Consider the following 23,363-nt stretch of genomic DNA (forward strand, 5'->3'; position numbering starts at 1 on the left):
TAAAGTTTAATATTGTAAGAATTAAACTAAATTATAAAGCCATAATTAAAAACACAATACCAAGATTTAGGGATTTTTCCATATAAAAAAATGCCCATTCTTTTGTTAAAGAATGGGCATTTGAGGAAATATTATTTTTTATTACAAATTAGAAAAAATCACTTTTTTAGTAACGGTAGAACCATTCTCTAAAGTTACTTTAACTAATAAAACCTGATCACTAGAGTGTAAATTTGCAATCTGCAATTCTGATGAATTCACTTTGTTTTTGCTGTAGACTAACTGAGCGCCAACGTTGAAAATAGTAACCTCTTTGATTGTTTCTTTAGAACAAGTAATACTAACTGTTTTGTTTTTTACAGAAATTAAAACACTGTTTTCGAGATTTTCTAAATCATCTGTACCTAATGTTTTACCTGTATAACGAAGGACAAAACGATCGGTAAAAGTTCCCACTAATGTACTAAATGTATAATTTTCGTTACGTAAATTGGTTGTCTTTCCTGTGGTTTTATCTTCTAGGTAAATTTCTTGCTTATTAAAGAATCCGTCACCATGATCTATACCGATAGTAAAATCACCTGCTGCTGTAGTTTTATATCCTAACGGAACTATATCAGTATTATCAAAAGGTAGAGCACGTCCTTGGATAGTCAATTTCTTTGTTTCATTTAAGCTATAAAAATCAATAAAAGAGTTCCCTGCGATTGTAGGAGCGTCATAATTAAAATCTACATTATTCGTAGCTCCCTCGATATAACCAACTAATATTTGTTTAAAAGCACCTTCGGCATTTACCATATTCAACCAAACACGATTTCTCTCAATGCTTTTACTTTTAGCTGTTTTTAAGAAATTACCATTAGATGATTCGCCTTTACGCATGTCATTATTAAAGTGTATTGAACTGCCTTTTGGTTTAGCAAAAAATCCCTGACCCGCAGCAATATATCCTCCAAATGTTTTACCCCCAACACTGGTACTTCCTGAACTACTATGCACTATATAATCATTACTGCTGTAGCGATACGTGTTGTCTCCTGGAGCTTTTTGTGGAAGCGAAGCATGAATATAGAAATAAAGTGGCCCTAAATCAGGATTAACATCCCACAATTCATCTACGTCAATCGCTGATGGATAAGGGTTCCCGAAGAGAAACCACTTATCTGCAACCACAGATGTTACCGGTATATCTCCATTATTTGGTACTCCTTTAAATGCCCCTGTAAAAGTACTTGGTGCATCATTATTAAACTCTTGTGGGCCTCTAATGCTGTAACCATTACCAACTTTCATTTCTGATTCTCCAGACATATCAGTTGCCCATCCTGATGTAGGACTATAAGTAAAAAACTTATCGGCAAGAGTTGTCGGAGACAGATCTTTCATTTTAAAACCACCCGGTTTTGTTGACTTAATTGGACTCGACCAATACGTCAAATCGAAACGACGAACATCGACTTTTCTTTTGTAAACAATATCTCCATCATTTTGAACATTAGTCTTTTGTAATAAACTTGAACCACTTTCAAACACTAATTTATCATTACTGGTTACTTTGTTCGTAATTGTCAAAGTTACTCCTTCCGGAACAATTACATCTCCAGACGTAACTGCAATAGTTAATGAACATGCCTCTACATTAGGTTTAGCAATTGTAAAAGGCTGACCAAATGCTAAAGACGAAATTGTAACACTTTTGCTTCCATCAGGCTCACCATTTGTCCATCCTGTCGCACTCCAATCTGTATTAGAACTAATATCATTTATAGTAACAGTAGCTGCACTTGAAGTACAACCTATAGCATTATTTGTAACAGTAAAGCTATATGTGTCTGCTACTAAATCTTGAATAGAGAGAGTAGATGTTGTACCAGTATATGGCTGAGTCGCAGTAGTTACTCCTGTACGAGTAATAGTCCAGTCTGCTGGCAAACCAGCCAAGGTTATACTTCCTAAAGTACTACATGAAACATCGTTGTTTTTTGTAATTGTTGGAGCTGGAAGTGGGTTAACAGTAACTGTCAATGTAAAAGGCGCCCCAGTACAAGCTCCTGTAATTGGTGTAACAGTATAAACTGCTGTTTGGGCTGTTGATGTACTATTTGTTAATGTGCCTGTTATGTCTGCTGCAGCAACAGCATTTGCTGCTCCCCCCGTTAATCCAGCAGAAAGAAATGGCATTGTCCATGTATACTTTGTATTGGCTGGTATTGTTCCGTTTGTAACATCTGCTGGTGTAACAGAAAAAGGTACTCCTGTACATGCATTACTTGTCATTATATTAATTATCGCTGATCTTACATCAACCATAACTGGTGTCGAATAAACCGTTGCACCACCACAACTTGCTGCAACACGATAATATGTTTTTACAGTTTGAGTAGTTGTAAATGTTGATTTAGAATTTGCAGTATCTAAATAATATATATTAACATTGTCAATAACATGATAATCATTTACATCTCCTGTACGTGCTGAAAATTTGAATTTCCAATTTGATTTATCAGAAGATATATAGGTTGCTGGCAAGGCAAGATTAGCCACAACAACAGAACCTCCTATAGTAAGAGTTAAATATCCTTTGTCATTAACACTCATAACAACATTTCTGAGTGAACTTGTTCTCAAATTAAAAGGTGCATTTATGGCACTATTAAAAATGCTACTTCCATTATATGTTATTCTAACGCGACTTCCTGCTTGAACTCCTTCATTATCATAAGTATCAAGTTGTAAAACAATTCCCGAACCTTCACCACTTTCTCCTCCACCAACATTATCCGCAATGTTTGAAGCATAACTTAAACTAATACCATCAGCACCATTACCTCCATAAATTTTATAATCAAAAGATGCCGAAAATGTATTAATATTTGAACCAGGTGTTTTTTGAATTACAAAACCTCCAGTATAACCAGTACCTAATGTTGTCAAAAAAAGCTCACCACCAGATATAGAAGTATTATTTCCGTAAAGACTGATCTCTCCGACGTTAGTATTCGCAGATTGATTTGTTGCAAAAGCACTGCTAAAAAAAGCTTTTGGAGTAGGTGTTGCGCTTGTCCAAGGAGCATTACCGTCAGGGGAGGTTTGCCAAACGTAAGATGTACCTTCAGCCATCGTATTTTGCAGTGATAAAGTAAAAGGTGCATTAGGACAAACTGGCGTTGCAGTAGTTAATGTATTTCCAGGAGCGTTTCCTACACATGCTTCTAAAATAGTAATATTATAGTCCTGAATCTGTCCAGTACTTCCAGATATTGCACAAGAATTAGTATTATAATCAGTAGTACGACGACTCATAATTCTCATTCTGGTTGATCCTGCCGTTGCATCAGCAGGAATCTGCAAATAAATAGAAGTTGCTTTTGCATCAGTTCCATTAGAATTATTTATAGTACCAATTTTGTGAGGTCCTTCTCCAACATCTGCAAAATCTCCATCTCCATTCCAATCAAAAAAAGCAGTATAGTAACTATTAACACCTCCATTGGTATTTCCTTTTACTGTTAATTCGTAATATTGCCCTTTTGAAACACTAGCGGCTGGCACATTTGAATAGTAAATATAAGGTGCTGTAGACGAAGCTGAAGTTGGATTATTTATAGAACCAAATAGAACATTTGTAATAGCTGTAACTGATGAGAAAGTTGTGCAAGCACTTGAGCCAACATTTACTTGACCTGCTGTTGCGGTGAAATAAAGATCATTCTTATTTTGTGCTGGAGAACTCGAGCTACCCCAAGAAGTTGGCGCCACTTGATTTCCATTTAGAGTCAGAGTATTGGCGCTATGTGTAACCACACCTAAATCAGCCTTTACTCCTGAATTTATAACTAGCGCCCCTGCTACTGCCGTAGTTCCAGAAAAGAACTTAGTCCCGCTTCCAGCTAATGTTAAGTTATTAAAGTTTGAAACATTAAAGGATTGGTTATTATTATTACCATTTAAAGTTACTGTAGCTGTACCAGCATTAAATGTTCCGGCATTTGTAAAATTTCCTGTAATCGTCAAGTTATTATTACCAGCCGATAAACCTCCTCCTATTATTGATATATTACCATTTATTGTCAATCCTGTTCCTAATGTTGTAGTTCCAGAGCTAATCGTTAGATTGTTAAATTTGGTAAATATTGTTGTAGGCAAGTTATTCGTCGCTGTTAATTGAACTGTACCTGATCCTTCAGTAAACACATTTGTTCCTGAACCTGACAAATAAAAACCTTGAGTTATTAAATTACCTCCAGAAGTCATTGTTATTGTTCCTATACGTGATCCACTTCCTAATGTTATAATTCCCGAAACAGTAATTTGAGATCCTGAATTAAAAAATAAAATTCCGTTTCCAGAATTTGGATTTGATGATGATCCTAATTGTATTGTCCGACAAACTCCTGAAGAAACATCAACTGTTAATCTAGCACCATTCTTCACAATAATATCATCAACATTGCTTGGTCGCCCTGAAGTTCCTGTTCCTGTGTTAATATTACTCCAAAGTGTATTGCTCGAGATAGTTATTGTTGCCGCATTAGCAAAAGAAAACATAAAAAACATCCCCACACAAAGCAATCTTAAACTTGGTGTGCACAATTTTTTAGGTAAAGATTTAGAAATAAAGAATAAAAACGAGTAAAGTAGTTTTCTCATCATATAACAGTAGGTATTTGTTTTAAATTTGTTTTTGGTTTGCTTAAAGCAAAAAATGGCATTTCTTCCAAAAAGAACAATGTTCTTTAGGTAATTAGCTGAACCCTAAAATGTTAAATTCTGGCATCTTAGGCCGAAATTTCAAAATGTTAAAATTCCGTACAAAAATATTTAAATTAGCCTAATACACAAGGTTATAATTTATTTCTTTTTATAAAATATTAACAAATTTCAGAATTATTTTATAACTAATTGAGCATAACTGAATTTAAACGTTAAAACACATGAAAAATCCGATGAACAGCACTTTTACCATCAAAGAAGCTTTACAAAAGTTAGAGCATTTTTGTGCTTATCAAGAGCGCTGTCATAACGAAATTGTTGATAAATTGTACAGTCTAAAAATGACTTCGGATGAAATCGACTATATTGTAGTTCAGCTCATTGAAGGGAATTTTTTAAACGAAACCCGTTTTGCGTGCAGCTTCGCCCGAGGCAAACACAGAATTAAACATTGGGGAAAAATCAGAATTACAAATGAGCTAAAAATGAGAAATATTTCTTCAACCAACATTTCTTTGGCTTTGAAAGAAATTTCAGCTGAAGAATATTTTGAAACTTTTGAAAATCTGGCAGAAAGATCTTGGAATGCTATTTCTGAAACCAATCTTCTTAAAAAGCGCAAAAAATTTTGTGACTATATGCTCCGTAGAGGTTATGAAAGTAATTTGGTCTACGAAAAAGTAAAAGAACTAGAAGAAAACTAGATTCTTTTTCCGTCTCTTAAAAAGTCGAATTTCTATGCCTCTTCAAATCTTTCAATTTGGCTTTCAAACTGCATTAAACTACCTACATAATCAACACAACTTCAAGTTATAAAATATTCCCTTTTTGAAGAATTTATAGCAAATCAGACGTTTTTTAGTCTAAAAACGCAAAAAACAGTCCTTAAAAGCTTAATAATTTACGAATATTCTTATAATATTTTTGAATGTTTTATAAGAATATTTACCGAACATTAAAATTTTTAATGTAGTTCATCGACTATTTTAACAATTCATCGATTAAATGAGGGTTCTCAAAACCCTACTAAATTCTAGCTCGTAGATGTATCTATCTTTGCGCGGTTCGGAAAGTCTTATGCCAGCATAACAAATTGATAGAAAACATTTAGCATGAAAAAAACTTTACTTTTATTTTTGTTTTTATTGCCTTTTTTGGGAGTTTCTCAAGTTAATTTAGTCAAATGGGATGATCCATCTGGTGCTACAACTGCTAATGTTACCCCAACATACAGTAATGCAGTATCTGCTGAAAGCCTAAGCGGAAATGGAATCTCATTACAGCCTTTACAATGGGAAGGTTTTAAAGGAAGTCTTTGGCCATTTTCTTTCAGCATAGATGAAAATAAATACTTTCAGGTTACAGTATCTGCTAAAACTGGATACAAAATAAAACTTGGAGCTTATAATTTTACCTATAAAGGAGATGGTAATTTGTATGTAAAAAGATACCAAGTACGCTATTCTAAAGATGATTTCGCTACTAGCACCTTATTGCTAGACGAACCAACTCAAGCTGGTAAAGTAAACAAGTCAATAGATTTATCTAAAATAACTCTTTACGCTGGAGAAAAATTAACGCTTCGTATTTACGGTTACAAATTACAATCGGGTAAAGACGATAACTCGCCTTTATTTTTAATCAATCGTAATACTGCTACAGAAGCAGGAAACACTAGCCCAACAATTACTGGAACAGTTTCTACTTATGATCCAACTGTTTTAAATGCAAATGACGATCTTGTCACCACACAAGAAAAACGTGCTATTTCATTTAATCCGCTGACAAATGATACTAATACCGCTGGTGCAACTATAACTTTTACGCAACCATCAACAGCCGAAGGAACAGTTAGCAGAAATGGAAACATCTTTACATTTACTCCTGCAACAAATTTTAAAGGGACATCTACATTTACTTACACGCTAACAAATGGAGCCAGAACTTCTACGGCAACTGTCGTTGTATATGTAACAGATCTTAGCCCCAAATTAATTATATGGAATGGAGCATTAGCCCAGCCAAAAGCGGTCGTAACCGACCCTAAAATAACTGGAAATGATATTACTGGAACTGGGTTTGAATTTATTACCAACAGCAATCCCGACTATTTTAACGTTAAAAAATTAGAAAACGGAGGTTCAACAGCATTAACATTGAACAGATATGTTCAAATGAGTATTACACCAAAAACAAATTATAAATTAACTCTCACACAATTCAATTTTATATATAATTCTCCAACAGGATCTGAAGGCGCTTCGATGTTTGAGGTACATTATTCAACCGATCCAACTTTCCCTGGCGGAGGAACAGTCCTTTTGGGACCAACAACAGCAGTAAAAGGGGCGGATACTCCGGTTACTCTAAATTTCCCAACAGGAACAACGGTTTCAAGCAATACGAATCAAACATTTTACATCAGAATATATCCATACGCTGTTCAAAATTTATATAACGGATATTTTAAAATAAAGCATGATTATGGTGGAGAAGTCGGACCAACTCTTACTGGTATTGTCGAGCCTTCAAACTTAATTACTGCTAATCCAGATACTGCAAATACAAATTCAGCCACTGCTATCAATATTCCAATTTTAGCAAACGACGAAAATTACACTCCATTAGCATCCATTACAACTACACAACCAACAACGGGCGGATCTGTTGCAGTTAATGGCACAACAAATGCTACCTTTACACCAACAGCTGGTTTTGTTGGAACTACAACTTTTGAATACACGATCTCGAATGGAACAAATTATTCGACAACAACCGTGACTGTAAATGTTACCGCTCCACCATGTACTCCAACTGGAGATCAAACTGCTTTTGGGGCTAATGCATGGATTGGTTATGTTTATAAAATGGCAAATAATGCTGCAATGCCTCCGAATGTTTCATATCCAGCTTTACCAAATACCAGTATCGCTACATACATAGGAACTGTAACAGAGAACAAAAACTTTGATAGAAATATTGGAGGTGGTTCTGTTACAGGTCTAACTTCAAATTTTGCTTGTGATGCTGCTCCTTCTGACCGATTCTTTGTACGATATAAAATGCTTGCTGATATTACTGAAGCTGGCGTATACAGTTTTGATATTGGAAGCGACGATGGAGCAAGACTTTACATCGATGATGCAGCTGTTCCAGTTATAACAAGATGGAATGGTCACGGTTTTACTATGGATTACGCTACACAAAATTTAAATGTAGGCCAACATAAATTTGTTCTAGAGTATTATGAAGACGGGGGAGATTCAAGAGTTTCCTTTTTCACTGGTATACCAAAAGGAAATCCTTCTGAATATGGAGACAAAGTATGGAACGTTTATGGCTATGTTAACAACGATATAACCTTACAAAATGTTAGATATGCTGGTTATTATGTTGATCCTCATTTAAATCCTGATTCAACAAATTATTGGCCAAAAGACAAATCTCCTTCATCTGCAACCATTTGGCAAGGTTCTCAAATACCAGACAACAATTTTAAGGTGGTTTACAAACGTAAAGGTTTCGATTGTGGATTATATCAGCTAAAACATATCAATCATGATGATGCTGTTCAGCTTTATATCGACGATAAATTAATCTTTTCTAAAGATGGATGGGACAATGCTGCTTATTTAATTAACGGAGGAGACCTTTACCCTTTAAACAGTGAGTCTAGAGTAGAAATACGCTTAAGAGAAGATGGTGGCGATGCTAATCTTGGAATTAATTTTACAAAAACGGATATTGTATACAATGGAACTGGCTCTATTCCGAATGGCAGCTCTTTAGTAATAAGTGCAAATACAGAACTAAAGTCAGATCTTACTGTTTGTTCTTGTACTGTAAATCCAAATGTCACATTAACAGTCCCGCAAGATATTACTTTAACTGTTGATGAAAATGTAACCATTGGTACGGGAGGAAAACTTTTAATTTTAGATGGAGGATCATTTCTTCAAACTTCTACAAGTAAAAACATGTTTACAGGAAGCAATACTGCTTTTGAAATTCAAAGAACAACCGAAATTCGTCGTTTTGATTTAACGTATTGGTCATCACCTGTAGACAATCCAGATTTTAAAATGATTACTTTGTCTCCTGAAACTTTATCCGATAAATTTTTCTATTGGACTTCTGATTTCAAATGGGCAACGGATATGTACGGAAAAATGACAATGGAACCTGGAAAAGGATACAGCATTAGAGGACCACAGTCTTTTGACACTCAAACTCCTTCTGACTTTACTGGAAAATTCTACGGAAAACCAAACAATGGAAATATTTTGATTCCGACTACGGCTGATAAATACCATTTTATAGGAAATCCTTACCCATCTGCGATTGATGCGCGTCAGTTTATTATAGATAATGGAGAAGTTGGGCCATTATACTTTTGGACACACGTTTCGCCTCCAAAAAAAGAAAATGGCAGTAACACCTACACATACAGCAGTCCAGATTATGCAACATTTACATTGCTTGGATCAACAAAAGCTACAACTGGAGGAGAAGCACCTTCAGGATATATTGGAGTGGGACAAGGCTTCTTTATAAAGCCAAAAGTTAGTTCGATAACATTTAATAATGGTCAACGTGTAAAAGCGAAAAACACACAGTTTTATAAAACTACAGCTAAAGAAACAGAAATTGAAGTAAATCGTTTGTGGCTAAATCTAAGCAATACGGAAGATGCCTTTAAACAACTACTAGTTGGTTATGCAGAAGGAGCATCAAACAATTACGATCATAATTACGATGCAACTACAATGGCTGGTAATTCTTTTATCGATTTTTACACCATAAACGAAGCTAAAAAACTTACTGTTCAAGCAAGGGCTTTACCTTTTGATAATACAGATACTGTTCCTCTGGGTTATAAAACAACTATTAGCAGCGAACTTACAATCTCGATAGATCATGCAGATGGATTTTTTAACAAACAAGCCGTTTATTTGGAAGATAAAACAACAGGAGCAATAATAGATCTTCGTGCTTCAAATTATACTTTCCAAACAGCTGCAGGAACTTTTACAGATCGTTTTGTATTACGTTACACAAATAAAACATTGGGTACAGATGATTTTGAAAATGTAGAAGATGGAATCTTAGTTTCAGTAAAATCAAAAGTAATAAATGTAGCTAGCGGTACTGAAAATATTAAAGAAGCACAAATCTATACTATAGGCGGACAATTGCTTTATAACAAAAGCAAAATCGATGCAAAACAATTAGAGATTACAAATTTACATTCTAGCAATCAAGTTTTACTGGTAAAAGTAATTCTAGAAAATGGTCATGCAGTCACGAAGAAAATCATATTTAATTAAAAACAAGAAACCCATCATTACTGATGGGTTTCTTGTTTTTATTCTTCTTTCAACTCGTCAATTACTTTTTTTATCTCTTTAGCGTATTTTCCATAAAACTTTTGAACCCACCATTCCAAAGAAATTCCCATAGAAAGTACTGTAAAAACAATGATAGCAAAAAAACCAAATAATTGTCCGTTAGTAAATTCGTGATTTAATAAACCCGATTTTTCAGAAAGGCCGTAAAAATAAAAGCCTAATAAGTAAACTACTATAAAAGGAGTCAGAGAGAAACCAAATGTTTTATACAATTCCATATTCAGCCTAATATCAAAATACGTCTCATATAAACTGTCTTTTGTTTTCAATGTTGTTGCATTCAATCTTTTAAAAAAGAAATATAATTTTACTAAATAGTAAACGCAAACAGCCAAAAACAAGCTATAGATTAAATAGTACAAGAAAATCATCTGTGTATTAAAATGGCAAATTAACGGAATTGTTCCCATAAAAATTATGGATACAATTTGATAGATAAATTCATTTTTTAGATTTTTTCTGATTTTGTCTAATGGTGTATTAGCAGATTGAATCTTTTCTAAGTTTGATGGCAGAATAACATTTTCAGGCTTTTCGTTATTCCACGCATTTTGTATATCGCTAAAATCCATATCCTTGTTTTTTAATAATTTCTTTTAATTTTTCTTTGGCTCTATTCAATTTCACTCTAGCATTCCCTTCAGAAATTCCTAGATTCTCCCCTATTTCTTTATGAGAGAAACCTTCCAGTTGGTAGAAAATGATGGCTTTATCTATTTTTTCAAGTTTTTGTACCGCTTTGTAAAAATGATCCAACTGACTTTCTTTTATATGAGAATCTCCTTCATCATCTTTGACATTTTCTGAAGCGATTTCATATTTGTCCACCTTCCGTTTTTCTTTCTTCAAAAAGACAATTGCCGTATTTACTGCTACTCTGTACATCCATGTTGAAAACTGGCTTTCACTCCGAAAAGATTCATATGATTTCCAGAGTTGGCATACAATCTCCTGAAACAAATCCTGCTGATCATCAGAATTATCCATATACATCTTAGAAACTTTATACAAAATTCCTTTATGTGTTTCTATTCGATTTAAAAACTCTTGTTCCTTCTCTCTCAAAACAGCTTTAGTTCATTACAGGTTTTACAGTATATCCCTCTTTTCTCAATAAATTAATAACTCCATACTCACCACCTAAATGCGCTGCACCAACAGCGATGAAAACACCATTTTCTTTTATTAACTCTGGTATTAGTTTTACCCACTTTTGATTTCTATCATCCAGAATCTGCTTTTTAGTTTTTTCACTTGTAAATCGTTTATCTGTACTAAATGCATACATCGCTTCAATGTTTTCTTTTTTGTAGGCATTTAAATTCCACTGTTTCTTCAGGGGTTGATTCTTCTAAAAGTGCCAGCATTTCATCATTAGAATAAGCATTTTCAAGAATTTCGAACTGAGATCTAACAGATTCTAATCCCGAAATAGAAACATTCCTTTTTTTGGCTGCATCTGAAAATTCCATTTCATAAAACTTCAAATCTGTACAACCAAAACTTTTCATCGAAATGAGACTCAAAACCGTCAAAAGACTAAAACTGTCTACTTGCTGTACCGACATTCCAGTGTTCTTTTTTAAAATAGAATCTAATTTTGCAAGTTGTTCTGGTGTTAGCTTTTTGCTCAAAGGTTCTTTTCCCATTGCCAATTGCTGCATTTGGCTCATTTCGTTCGGATCTGTAAAGTTGATTTCTAAAAACAATTTATCCGATTTCTCAAAAGCATTTTTGGCTTTTTCAGATAAAAAATAATCCTTTGAACAGATCATATGAATCGTTCCATATAAATAAGAAGATTTTTGAAGCCCTTTTCCTGAAACCTCCCAAAGAAGAGAATTTTCCAGTTTTGAAGTTTTGCTTTGGGCAGAAATGTCATTACAAACATATAAAAAGAATGTAAATACAGCTACTATAAATTGAAATCTGGTTTTCATGATTGAATGTGTTTTATTTGATTACAGCCTGTAAGTAATAGAAAAAACAAAACGTTACATTTTTTTTTCAAACATTTAAAAAAAACAAGAAGCATCTAATACTTTTTATTAGAATTCTGTTTTACAGTGATCACATCTATAATGATATTTTGAATAAAAAGGCATTATAACAAAAAGCAGTGAAAAAACAAATGCAAACAAAGATTTTGTATCTCTAATTGAAGTAATCATTTCTACTTTTTCAGCACCACATTTTGGGCATTTAATAAAGTTATTTTTTTCATCTAATGAATATTGGCTAACCGTAGAAAGAATTTCATTTGCTTTTATAAAATCTTCTTCCCTGACAAAAAGTTTGACGCCACCCACCGCATTACTCCAAATTGGATTTGAATCCACAATATGCGAATCTCTTAAATAAACTTGTATCCCTTCCGATTCCAACTTGCCGCAAAATATTTGAGCTTCTGATGAATATTGGTAACTTCTAACCAACTTAAAATCTTCTTTCATATCTAAAAAACAAAATCTCTAACTAATTCCAAAACCTGATTAATTTCTTCCTGCGAATTATAACTATGAATGCAAAAACGAAGTCGTTCTTGATTTTCTAGAACAATTGGCGAAACAATCGCCTGCACATCGAATCCTTTATTCTGAAGTTCTTCTGCCAACTTTTTGACATTTTCATTCCCTGGAACAATGGCAGAATGTATTGGAGATTTACTGTGAACAAACATTGGTTTTAAGCCCAGCAAGTTTTTCTGCTGATTAAAAAAAACAATATTCTGACGAAGCTTTTCGATAGTCTCTTTTTCGATTTCCAACTGCTGATAAGCCATAAAAATTGTTGCCACAGCATGAGGAGACAAAGCTGTTGTGTAAATAAAACTTCGCGCAAAATTGATTAAATATTCTCTAAGGTCAACACTTCCTAAAATTGCTGCTCCTTGAGATCCTAAACCTTTTCCAAAAGTTACGATTCGAGCAAAAAATTTATCGTGCAGTTGCAGATACTGAGTTAGTCCTTCCCCTTTATCTCCAAAAACACCCAAAGCGTGAGCTTCGTCAGCAATTAAATAACAATTGTATTTTTCTGAAAGCTGTATCAACTCTTCTAAATTCGGACTATCTCCATCCATCGAAAAAACAGTTTCGGTTACAATATAAATGGTGGCATTTGGAAATTTAAGAATGTGTTTTTCTAAATCTTCAAAATCATTGTGAATATAATGATGTGAATTTGCCCGAGACATCGCGATACCATCCTTTATAGAAGTGTGACACAATTCATCATACAAAATAACATCATTTTCTTGCGGTACAGCGCTAAAAAATCCTAAGTTGGCATTGTATCCCGAATTAAAAATTAAAGCAGCTTCTGCTTCATGAAATTGAGCTATAAAACTTTCTGCAATTTGATAAAGAGAATGGTTTCCTGAAGTCAATCTCGAACCTGTAGCTCCATTTTGAAAAATCTCATTTTCTAGCAAATAAGCATGTATCTGTTTGAATAAAGTTTCCGATTTAGAAAATCCGATATAGTCATTAGAAGAAAAATCAATAAGATTATTAAACACAGGAAGTTTTCTAAACTGATTTTCCTGTTTACAATTTTCTAATTTACGATTAAGATTTTCTGGCAGCTTCATAAACCCAAAGTTAGGCAATTCATTTTAGAATTAAGAAAACAGCGGATCATATGAAATCCGCTGCTTTACTAAATTTAAATAGCACTAATAAAAGGCGATTGCCTAATATAGCCTGACTCGATCATTTCTTTTACCATAAACTTTGAAATATCTAAAGCCGAAATTTTTTCGCCCAAACAATCTTCGAGATTTACAGAGATTTCAGAACTGTCATCAGAAAAAACAATTAAAGGAACACGAACCTGTGTCCAATCTATTTCACTATCAAGCAAAATATCATAGGTTAATTGTCGGTCTTTTTGGATTTCAGGAAAATTAGTTTTCATCCAATCGGTTGCCATAATCGTCTTTGAACCCTTCTTATCAAATGGAGTGTCTATATTTAAACCCGCCAATAAAACATATCTCTTAACATCATTATGTTTCATGGCATTCAAAACGTTCTTCGTTGCCTGACTGGCAACCATAGGCTCTCCCGGCCGTTGACCAATAGTGCTAAGCACTGCCTGACAATCTTTGAGTAATAAGTTTATCGATTCTTCATTAATAGCATCACCTTTAATGATTTCTATTTTTGAGTTTTGAATGGTAAAATCATCCGGATTTCTCAATAGAAGCTTTACACTAAATCCGTTTTCTAATAACTGGTTTACAAGATACTTTCCAGTTCTTCCGCCGCCGCCAAGAACAGCAACTTTTGATATATTTTTCATAGATATTCTTTATAAAATTTGACATAAAAAATGTTGCTTCATTGTCTAATGATGAAGCAAAACTGCAAAAGCTTACTAAGCTTTTACTATTGATCAAATATTTTATAAAGAGATTTTAATACTTCAAAAGTAATAAAATAAAAAAAGCCAGACAATACTGTCTGGCTTTTCTGCTTATTTTGAAATTGTCTTAGTCAACTAAAACAATTATCTTATTGTTTTTCATTTCGATTGTTCCTGACTTAATCTCTAATGTATAAGTTTGGTCATTAACTCTCGTAAATTTATCAGCAGCCTCTTTAGAAAAATTGAAGCTTGGAGCTGCAATTTTAATTGTTCCTTCTTCTAAGATGGAAACAATTGGCGCGTGATGATTTAAAATCTGAAAGCTTCCGTTAACTCCTGGCAAAGTAACCGATGTTACCTCTCCTGAAAATAATTTCGCCTCTGGTGATACTATTTCTAAAATCATGTCTTTTTTAGTTAATAGTTGATGGTTGATGGTTGATGGTTGCTTTCTAACAACTGACAACTAACAACTAACAACCAAATTATTATGCTTCAGCTAACATTTTCTCTCCAGCCTCAATTGCATCTTGAATAGAACCTTTCAAGTTGAAAGCAGCTTCTGGAAGGTGATCTAACTCACCATCGATGATCATGTTAAATCCTTTGATAGTATCTTTAATATCAACTAATACACCTGGAATACCTGTAAATTGCTCTGCTACGTGGAATGGCTGAGACAAGAAACGTTGTACACGACGTGCTCTTGCTACTGAAAGTTTATCCTCTTCAGATAACTCTTCCATACCAAGGATAGCAATGATATCTTGTAATTGTTTGTATTTTTGAAGAATTTCTTTAACTCTTTGCGCACAGTCGTAGTGCTCATTTCCTAAAATTTGAGGAGTTAAGATTCTAGAAGTAGAATCTAACGGGTCAACCGCAGGGTAGATACCTAACTCAGCAATTTTACGTGACAATACAGTTGTTGCATCTAAGTGGGCGAAAGTTGTAGCTGGCGCCGGGTCAGTTAAGTCATCCGCAGGAACGTAAACCGCTTGTACAGATGTAATAGATCCTTTGTTTGTAGATGTAATACGCTCTTGCATTGCACCCATCTCAGTTGCCAATGTTGGTTGGTAACCTACTGCAGATGGCATACGACCTAAAAGTGCCGATACCTCAGAACCTGCTTGTGTAAAACGGAAGATATTATCAACGAAGAATAATACATCTTTACCTTGGTCAGATCCAGCTCCATCACGGAAATACTCAGCGATAGATAATCCTGAAAGTGCCACACGTGCACGAGCTCCAGGTGGCTCATTCATTTGTCCGAAAACGAAAGTAGCTTTAGACTCTCTCATTCCTGGCATATCTACTTTAGATAAATCCCATCCTCCATTTTCCATAGAGTGCATGAAATCATCACCGTATTTAATAATTCCTGACTCTAACATCTCACGAAGCAAGTCATTTCCTTCACGTGTTCTTTCACCTACTCCAGCGAATACAGAAAGTCCACCGTGACCTTTTGCGATATTGTTGATCAACTCCTGAATCAATACTGTTTTACCAACACCAGCACCACCGAACAATCCAATTTTACCTCCTTTTGCGTAAGGCTCAATCAAATCGATTACTTTAATACCTGTGAATAAAACTTCAGATGAAGTTGACAAATCTTCAAATTTAGGAGCTTGTCTGTGAATAGACAAACCATTTTCTCCTGTTTTTGGCAAGTTTCCTAAACCATCAATTGCATCTCCAATTACATTAAATAATCTTCCATATACGTCTGGACCGATTGGCATTTGGATTGGATTTCCTGTTCCAACTACTTCATATCCTCTAGACAAACCGTCTGTAGAGTCCATAGAAATAGTACGAACAGTGTTTTCTCCAATGTGAGATTGTACTTCTAGAACTAAGATAGTTCCGTCTTTTTTAGTGACTTCTAGTGAATCATAAATTTTTGGAAGTTCAACATCCTTACCGTTGAAAACTACGTCAACTACTGGTCCAATGATTTGAGCAACTTTTCCTATTACTTTTGACATTACTTATGTATTTATTAAATAGCTATTTAGGTTTATCGAAAATACCTCTTTTTTCAGAGCGCAAAGATAATTTTTTAAAATATAAAATCAATTTTTTTTTCATAAAAAATAGCATGATTTTGTTTGATTCATAAAACTTGGCTAAAAAACAACAAAAACAGCATTTTTTTATTAAATAAAAAAAACCGCTTCATTGGTAAAAATGAGCGGTTTTAAGGTTAAAAATAGTTATACATTATAATGTAGCTGGAAATAGGACTTGATAATTACCAATATCTACACCTTTTAAGTTAGAACCATACTTAGTATTAATCGCTTGGATAAATTTATTAGCAATAAAAGCATATCCTCTTGGAGATGGATGAACACCGTCTAAAGAAAACATACCGCCAGTAACAAATGTCGCTTTCAATGTAAAACTGTTCATTGTAACGCCGCTTGGTTTGTTTAGATCATCCATAATTGTTTTAGCATCAACAATTGCCAAGCCATTTGCTTCAGCCACTGCGTTAATTACAGAATTATATGCCGTAGTCGCCACTTCAATCTCTGCCACTTCAGAAGGCAATAAAACGTATCTATCTGGTAATGGAAAAGTAATTCCTAATTGAGAGAGTGAAGCAGATGGCGAAGCAATTCCGTCAGCAGCTACCGTTGGCACTTTTCCTATTCTTGATGAAGCCCCTAAAACAATTAAATCAGTAGGAAGCGCTTGTCTTGCTCTTCCAAAAATCATTCCCATTGCTGTAGCAGTATTAACATCTAATCCGCCACCCATTAGCACTGCTTTTAAATTTGCCGACAAATCTGGCAACGTTTCATCTACTATTAACAACGGATTATTTCCTGTTGAAGACAGAAGTTTAATTCTATCCCCCTGTCCTAAAAATGTTAATGCATTATGCAGAGGCCCATACAATTGAGCATTTAAAGTACCAACCAAACTCGCTCCTCCAATCGTTAAATTAGCTTGAGTAAGCTGATTATATGTGACCACATGAAAATGAGGTAGCGTGGTAATATTTGGCAAATTAGCTATAACTCCTTTTCTTCCGCCAGCAACAAGCTGAGCTACTAATCCTTTATAAGCCGCCTCAAAAGTCGCAGGAGGTGTTAACGGATTTACTGTAGCATCTCCACCCGCAGTAGCGTATCCTAACTCATCATTCCCTCCAATCCATAAAGAAAAGAAAGTAGGGTTCTGACTTAAAGCATCTGCTAAAACAGTTGTTGTTGCACTAGATGCAAAACGTGCAAAATACGGATTCGCTGTTCCTGTTGCAACACCTGCAACATTCCCATAACCCGGAGCAAGTAAATGGAAGCTTTTTGCTCCAGGAACTCCTAAATTATTGAATGTTCCTGACAAATGAGCCGTAACCTCAGTTGTTGGCACTCCGCTTACAGGATCAACAGTTGAACTTGGATGTTCAGGCGTTACTGTAGTATTAAAATAGAAACGTGTTCCCGTTATAGGAGTACCGCCTAAAAGCAAACCGCCGACATTATCATTTGCAAAAGGTGTTTTAAATTCGCCCCCACCCACTAAAGCAAATTGCTGTGCTAAAATATTCGGATAGGCTCCTTCTTGACCTTTAATAAACAATGCATTATCACTAAATCCTGCCGCAAAAGAATCTCCTAAAGCAACATATTTAGTAAAATCAGCAGTTCCAGAGGTCAAAGGCTTACCATCAGACGACTCCACTACAGGAGTCACATCATCATCACTATTACAAGCCATAAAGGTTAACGAAACCAATAAAAGCCATTTGAAATTTTTTATCATAATTTATAATTTTTTATAATTATCTGTTTCCAAATCTGCATCGAGAAACACAAATAATGAATTTGACTTAGAGTTAAAAATAAATTACGGATTAATAGTCCAAGAAGCAAAATACTGCTGCCCGATTAATCCAGCCCCAATTACTTGATAGTATTCTTTACCGCCAATATTAGCAGCACCTAATTTTACTACCGATTTCAATTTTGGAATTCCATAATTAATCTGAGCATCTATTACAGTTGCCTCCTTAATTATACCATCAGCAAAACCAGCCTGCCATAAATATTCACTATTCCATCTTCCGCTAACATTAAATCCGAAATTTTTAAACAGCTTATCATTTCCAATTGACATTTTAATTCTATGTTTTGGCGTATTAAATCCAGGCTCAAAACTTGGGTCTTTTGCTTGATCAAAATCAAACTGAGCATAATTATAGTTCACTCCCAACTCAAAGTCTGAAATAATTTTTCTAGAAAGTCCAACTCCAAATCCCAATGAATTAATTTCCACATCTGAATTTGTATACAATTGATACGTTCTATATTCTCCATTTTGAAGTGCTCTAATAGATTGAACACCTGGATCAGAAGTTCCTGCAGCAATATTAGGATTATCTTGAGCAGTTCCATAGAAAGGAGAAACCACATTTAAATTACCAATAAAATTGTTGTAAATATTATAGTACCCATTAATATCTATTGATGTACCTTCAAAAACAGAACGATATCCTAACTCAAAAGCTTTCACTTCTTCTGGCTTCACATAATTAGCTCTAGATTTTTTCAACAGCGCAGCGGCACCAACTGGATCTGTCCCTGCCATTGCAGAAAAAGCAGTTACCGAACTCGCTATATAAGAGTTTCCATAAGCATCATTACCATTCATAACCTTTGTTGGACTTCCTGTATAAAGTTGGCCTTCCGCACTTAAATTGAATATTTCATTAAACCTAGTCAAGTTATCAGGTGCCGAACCCAACAACACTGCATTTCCGATATTAAATCCTATGTATTGATCTTGAGTTGTAGGATTTCTAAAACCTGTTTGGAAAGATCCTCTGAAATTATGATTTCTTTTTTCACCTGCAGAGTACACAAGAGATAAACGCGGAGAGAAATTGCCATCAAAGTTTTTAGATTTATCATAACGAAGAGATCCGGTGAACTTCAATCTGTCATCCATAAATTTTTTCATTAATTGTGCATATGCACCATATTCATTATAATTTATCTGACTGTTAGCATCCGTATAGATTCTTCCATGAGAATTTAACTCATATGCTCTAAAAGAACCTCCTACTTGAATTTCAGCAAATTTTATTATATCTCTAAAATTGTAATTTGCATCTGAGTGATACATTTTTGAATTATCAACCAATCTTGATCCAGTTAAAACATCCGGATCATTTATAACCTGATTAAATGCATTATTAAACTCAGGTGTTCCTGGTAAAAAACGACCTGTATCTGCTGTAGATCTAGCCGCCGCATGTGCCTGTTGCGGATTCATTCCTGCCAAAGTTCCCTGTATGAAAGCCCCAGCATACTGACCAAACCAAGTATTATCATCTTTCCATTTTCTGTTTACATTAATACCCGTAAAAATCATATCATAAGAATTTCCTCCATCTTCTCCAGTCATATACCCTCTCACGAAAAAGTTTTTCCCTTTAAGCTCTAATTTATTCTGATACATAAAAAAGTTATTCAAATAATACCTGTTTGCCCCTTGATAAACAGCATTTCCAGTACCAATTTTACTCTGCCAGATAACTTCCAATCTTTCATCTCCAAAAGGTCTTGCGTGCAAAGAGAAATCAACTTTCATATTCGCCGCCTTATTATCTGTCAAATCAATTTCATTATAACCTGTTCTACTAACCATAGAATTCGGCAAAAGATTAGATGCACCTGCTGGAATCAAACCCATTGCTTCTAACTTCTGACCAACACCTTTAATGTTTGTAGCAGCTTCATCTCCATACACGTTAATTCCATCATAATTAGGATTCGTTCTATCAACACCTGTTCTTGTCTTATCATCATAATTTGTAGCATACCAATCAGTAGCCTGCATGTAAGTAATGTTTGCTTTAGCTGCAATGTATTTGTTAAAAGCACGAGCAAATCGAACGCCAAAATCGTAAAAACCATTTGTACCAGCAGCTTCTTGAGAAGTTACCCCATACTTTAAATAGGCCGAAACACCTTGATCTACAAACGGGCTTTTACTAGTCATAAACAAAATCCCATTAAAAGCATTAGCCCCGTACAGAGCAGATGATGCTCCTGGAAGCAATTCGACACTTTGAACATCAATTTCCGAAACTCCAATCATGTTTCCTAAAACAAAATTCAATAACGGAGACGAATTATCCATTCCGTCTACTAACTGCATAAAACGCGTATTCGCTACAGTAGCAAACCCCCTAGTATTTATGGACTTGAAAGACATACTACTTGTGTTCATCTGCACTTCTTTCATATTTTCTAAACCATCATAAAAAGAAGGAGAAGCCGTTTTTTTGATTTCCTGAGCTCCCATTCTCTCAATGGTTACAGGAGATTCCAGAATTCTTTCTGGCGTTCTTGATGCAGAAACTACAATTTCATCCAATTTTGTTTCTTCATCCTTTAAAATCACATTCACTTTTTGATTTGCAGCTGTTACATTTATCGTTTTAGTCTCAAATCCTACTGCCGAAACCTTTATCGAAAAAGGCGGTTTAGCATTAGTAGTCAATTTAAACGATCCATCGAAATCAGTAGAAGCACCACTATTTTCTCCGACAACAACAACATTAGCACCAGGGATAGATTGCTTATTAGCATCTGTAACTGAACCTGTAATTGTATTCTGCGCAAAGGACACTCCGCTGAATAACAACATAATTAGCAAGTAGACTCTCATTTTGGGTTAGTTTTTGGTTAGTATATATAGCCAAAATAAGAAAATATTTTAATATACATAAAAAAACGTTAAATAAAATAAATATTTAGCATCAATTTTTACAATATTTTAACTATTTATTAATTCAATTTATTAAAATAAAAACAAAGAAAATGAGAAGAAAAACCACTATACTATGCATACATATAAATTTTAATCAAAAAATTGAAAATTTCACAAAAATACATATGCTCAAAAAAAATATTGACAATAAAAAAAAGCGAGACCTAAATCTCGCTTTTTTAACATATTAATATTTAAAATATAATTTTTATTCTACCGTAACCGACTTTGCTAAGTTACGAGGTTGGTCAACATTACAACCTCTCATTACAGCGATGTAATAAGAAAGCAATTGCAACGGAATTGTAGTAACTAATGGAGACAATGCATCTGAAGTTTCTGGAATTTCGATTACATAATCTGCCAATTCGCGTACTTGAGTATCTCCTTTTGTAACAACAGCAATAATTTTACCGCTTCTTGATTTAATTTCTTGAATATTACTTACAATCTTGTCGTAGTGTCCTTGTTTTGGAGCAATCACGATAACAGGCATAAATTCGTCAATTAAAGCAATCGGACCGTGTTTCATTTCTGCAGCCGGATATCCTTCTGCGTGGATATATGAAATCTCTTTTAATTTTAATGCACCTTCTAAAGCAACAGGGAAATTATACCCTCTACCCAAATAAAGACAGTTTGGCGAATCTTTAAAAGCAGCAGCAATTTCTTTTGCCTTATCATTAGTTTCTAATGCCTCAGACACTTTTTCAGGAATAATTTCTAATTCTTGAAGATACGTATGGAAATCTGTATTAGACAACGTTCCTTTCGCTTTTCCTAAACGTAAAGCAATCATCGTTAAAACAGTAATTTGAGTAGTAAATGCTTTTGTAGAAGCTACTCCAATTTCTGGACCCGCGTGCGTGTAAGCGCCTGCATGACTTTCTCTAGAAATAGAAGAACCTACTACGTTACAAACTCCAAATACAAACGCTCCGTTTTCTTTAGCCAATTTAATAGCCGCCATAGTATCTGCAGTTTCACCAGATTGCGAAATAGCGATAACTACATCATCTTTGTTGATGATTGGATTTCTGTATCTAAACTCAGAAGCATATTCAACCTCTACAGGAATACGGGTAAATTCCTCAAAGATATATTCTGCCACTAAACCTGCATGCCAAGAAGTTCCGCACGCTACGATTAAAATACGTTTTGCGTTTAAGAATTTCTCTAAATTATCTTCAACACCAGCCATTTGAACAATGCCTTCATTTGCATGAAGTCTTCCTCTGTAAGTATCTTTAATAACACTTGGCTGTTCGTAGATTTCTTTAAGCATGAAATGATCATACCCCCCTTTTTCAATCTGCTCCAAATTCATTTGAAGTTCTTGAATATAAGGATCTACTAAAGAGTCATCTTGAATTTTTCTAATTTTAATTGGCTTATGCAATCTAATATTTGCCATTTCGCCGTCTTCTAAATAAACCGCATTAGAAGTATATTCAATAAATGGCGAAGCATCAGAAGCAATAAAATATTCTCCTTCTCCAACACCAATTGCTAACGGACTTCCTAATCTAGCCGCTACAAGTTCATTCGGATTTTTTTTATCAAAAACAGCAATTGCATACGCACCAACAACTTGGTTTAATGCAACTTGAACAGCTTTACCCAATTTAAGATTTTCGTTCTTTTGAACTTCTTCTATCAAATTAACTAAAACCTCAGTATCTGTATCCGACTTAAAAGTATAACCTCTTTTGATAAGCTCCTCTTTTAAAGGCGCATAATTCTCTATAATTCCGTTATGAATAATTGCTAAATCTTCAGAATTAGAAAGATGAGGATGCGAATTCACATCATTTGGAACCCCGTGAGTTGCCCAACGCGTGTGTCCAATTCCAATATTACCGTTTATTTTAAAACCTTCATCGGCTTTAGCTTCAAGATCAGAGACTTTACCTTTTGTTTTACAAACTTTAATGCCCGACTCGTTGTCATACAACATAACGCCGGCACTATCATATCCTCTGTACTCCAGACGCTTTAACCCCTTTATTACAATAGGATAAGCCTCTCGATGACCGATATATCCAACAATTCCACACATATATA

General features: G+C 34.5%; 15 protein-coding genes. 2 read left to right on the forward strand and 13 right to left on the reverse strand.

Translation table 11 applies throughout. The features are described 5' to 3' along the window. Positions 1-141 precede the first annotated feature (141 nt). The gene (locus tag M0M44_RS04280) at positions 142-4,656 is read right to left on the reverse strand and encodes a GEVED domain-containing protein (RefSeq protein WP_248728655.1); all 4,515 of its coding nucleotides are present in this window, start codon (positions 4,654-4,656) and stop codon (positions 142-144) included. 281 nt (positions 4,657-4,937) lie between these two features. Between M0M44_RS04280 and M0M44_RS04285 the strand changes: the two genes are divergently transcribed. Together M0M44_RS04285 and M0M44_RS04290 are read left to right on the forward strand one after the other, a co-directional pair. Beyond that, a complete protein-coding gene (locus M0M44_RS04285) occupies positions 4,938-5,420 on the forward strand; it encodes a regulatory protein RecX (protein WP_248728656.1) in 483 nt (160 codons plus the stop codon). 408 nt (positions 5,421-5,828) lie between these two features. Continuing rightward, positions 5,829-10,043, forward strand: coding sequence for an Ig-like domain-containing protein (locus M0M44_RS04290; RefSeq protein ID WP_248728657.1), 4,215 nt, complete (start codon positions 5,829-5,831; stop codon positions 10,041-10,043). A 38-nt stretch (positions 10,044-10,081) separates the two neighbouring features. On the opposite strand, the gene M0M44_RS04295 is transcribed toward M0M44_RS04290, so the two are convergent. From M0M44_RS04295 to glmS, 12 genes are all read right to left on the reverse strand, one after another. Next, positions 10,082-10,696 carry a hypothetical protein gene (locus M0M44_RS04295; protein WP_248728658.1) on the reverse strand — a complete coding sequence of 205 codons (615 nt, stop codon included), beginning with the start codon at positions 10,694-10,696 and terminating at the stop codon, positions 10,082-10,084. After that, a complete protein-coding gene (locus M0M44_RS04300; protein WP_248728659.1) occupies positions 10,686-11,189 on the reverse strand; it encodes an RNA polymerase sigma factor in 504 nt (167 codons plus the stop codon). Before M0M44_RS04300 ends, M0M44_RS04295 begins: the two co-directional genes overlap by 11 nt. A 7-nt stretch (positions 11,190-11,196) precedes the next feature. Next, on the reverse strand, positions 11,197-11,412 hold the full coding sequence (locus M0M44_RS23770; protein ID WP_256469764.1) for a TraB/GumN family protein: 216 nt from the start codon (positions 11,410-11,412) through the stop codon (positions 11,197-11,199). Positions 11,413-11,416: 4 nt separating this feature from the next. Continuing rightward, a complete protein-coding gene (locus tag M0M44_RS04305) occupies positions 11,417-12,064 on the reverse strand; it encodes a TraB/GumN family protein (protein ID WP_256469765.1) in 648 nt (215 codons plus the stop codon). A gap of 108 nt (positions 12,065-12,172) precedes the next feature. Further along, positions 12,173-12,577 carry a DUF2007 domain-containing protein gene (locus M0M44_RS04310; RefSeq protein WP_248728660.1) on the reverse strand — a complete coding sequence of 135 codons (405 nt, stop codon included), beginning with the start codon at positions 12,575-12,577 and terminating at the stop codon, positions 12,173-12,175. A gap of 2 nt (positions 12,578-12,579) precedes the next feature. Beyond that, entirely contained in the window at positions 12,580-13,716 is a 1,137-nt protein-coding gene (locus M0M44_RS04315; protein ID WP_248728661.1) for an aminotransferase class I/II-fold pyridoxal phosphate-dependent enzyme, read from the reverse strand. 74 nt (positions 13,717-13,790) lie between these two features. Then, positions 13,791-14,429, reverse strand: a complete 639-nt coding sequence (locus M0M44_RS04320; RefSeq protein WP_248728662.1) for an NAD(P)-dependent oxidoreductase — start codon at positions 14,427-14,429, stop codon at positions 13,791-13,793. A 190-nt stretch (positions 14,430-14,619) separates the two neighbouring features. Then, entirely contained in the window at positions 14,620-14,901 is a 282-nt protein-coding gene (locus tag M0M44_RS04325; protein ID WP_095928500.1) for a FoF1 ATP synthase subunit delta/epsilon, read from the reverse strand. Between the two features lie 82 nt (positions 14,902-14,983). Then, complete coding sequence (atpD, locus tag M0M44_RS04330) at positions 14,984-16,495, reverse strand: F0F1 ATP synthase subunit beta (protein ID WP_095928501.1); 1,512 nt, start codon at positions 16,493-16,495, stop codon at positions 14,984-14,986. Between the two features lie 235 nt (positions 16,496-16,730). After that, complete coding sequence (locus M0M44_RS04335) at positions 16,731-18,284, reverse strand: G-D-S-L family lipolytic protein (RefSeq protein ID WP_248728663.1); 1,554 nt, start codon at positions 18,282-18,284, stop codon at positions 16,731-16,733. Positions 18,285-18,368: 84 nt separating this feature from the next. After that, positions 18,369-21,197, reverse strand: a complete 2,829-nt coding sequence (locus M0M44_RS04340) for a TonB-dependent receptor (RefSeq protein ID WP_248728664.1) — start codon at positions 21,195-21,197, stop codon at positions 18,369-18,371. A gap of 310 nt (positions 21,198-21,507) precedes the next feature. Next, positions 21,508-23,358 (reverse strand): glutamine--fructose-6-phosphate transaminase (isomerizing), encoded by a 1,851-nt coding sequence (gene glmS / locus M0M44_RS04345; protein ID WP_248728665.1) that lies wholly within the window; start codon positions 23,356-23,358, stop codon positions 21,508-21,510. Between the last annotated feature and the right edge of the window lie 5 nt (positions 23,359-23,363).

The organism is Flavobacterium humidisoli (assembly GCF_023272795.1).
In the GTDB taxonomy this organism is placed as follows: Bacteria; Bacteroidota; Bacteroidia; order Flavobacteriales; family Flavobacteriaceae; genus Flavobacterium; species Flavobacterium humidisoli.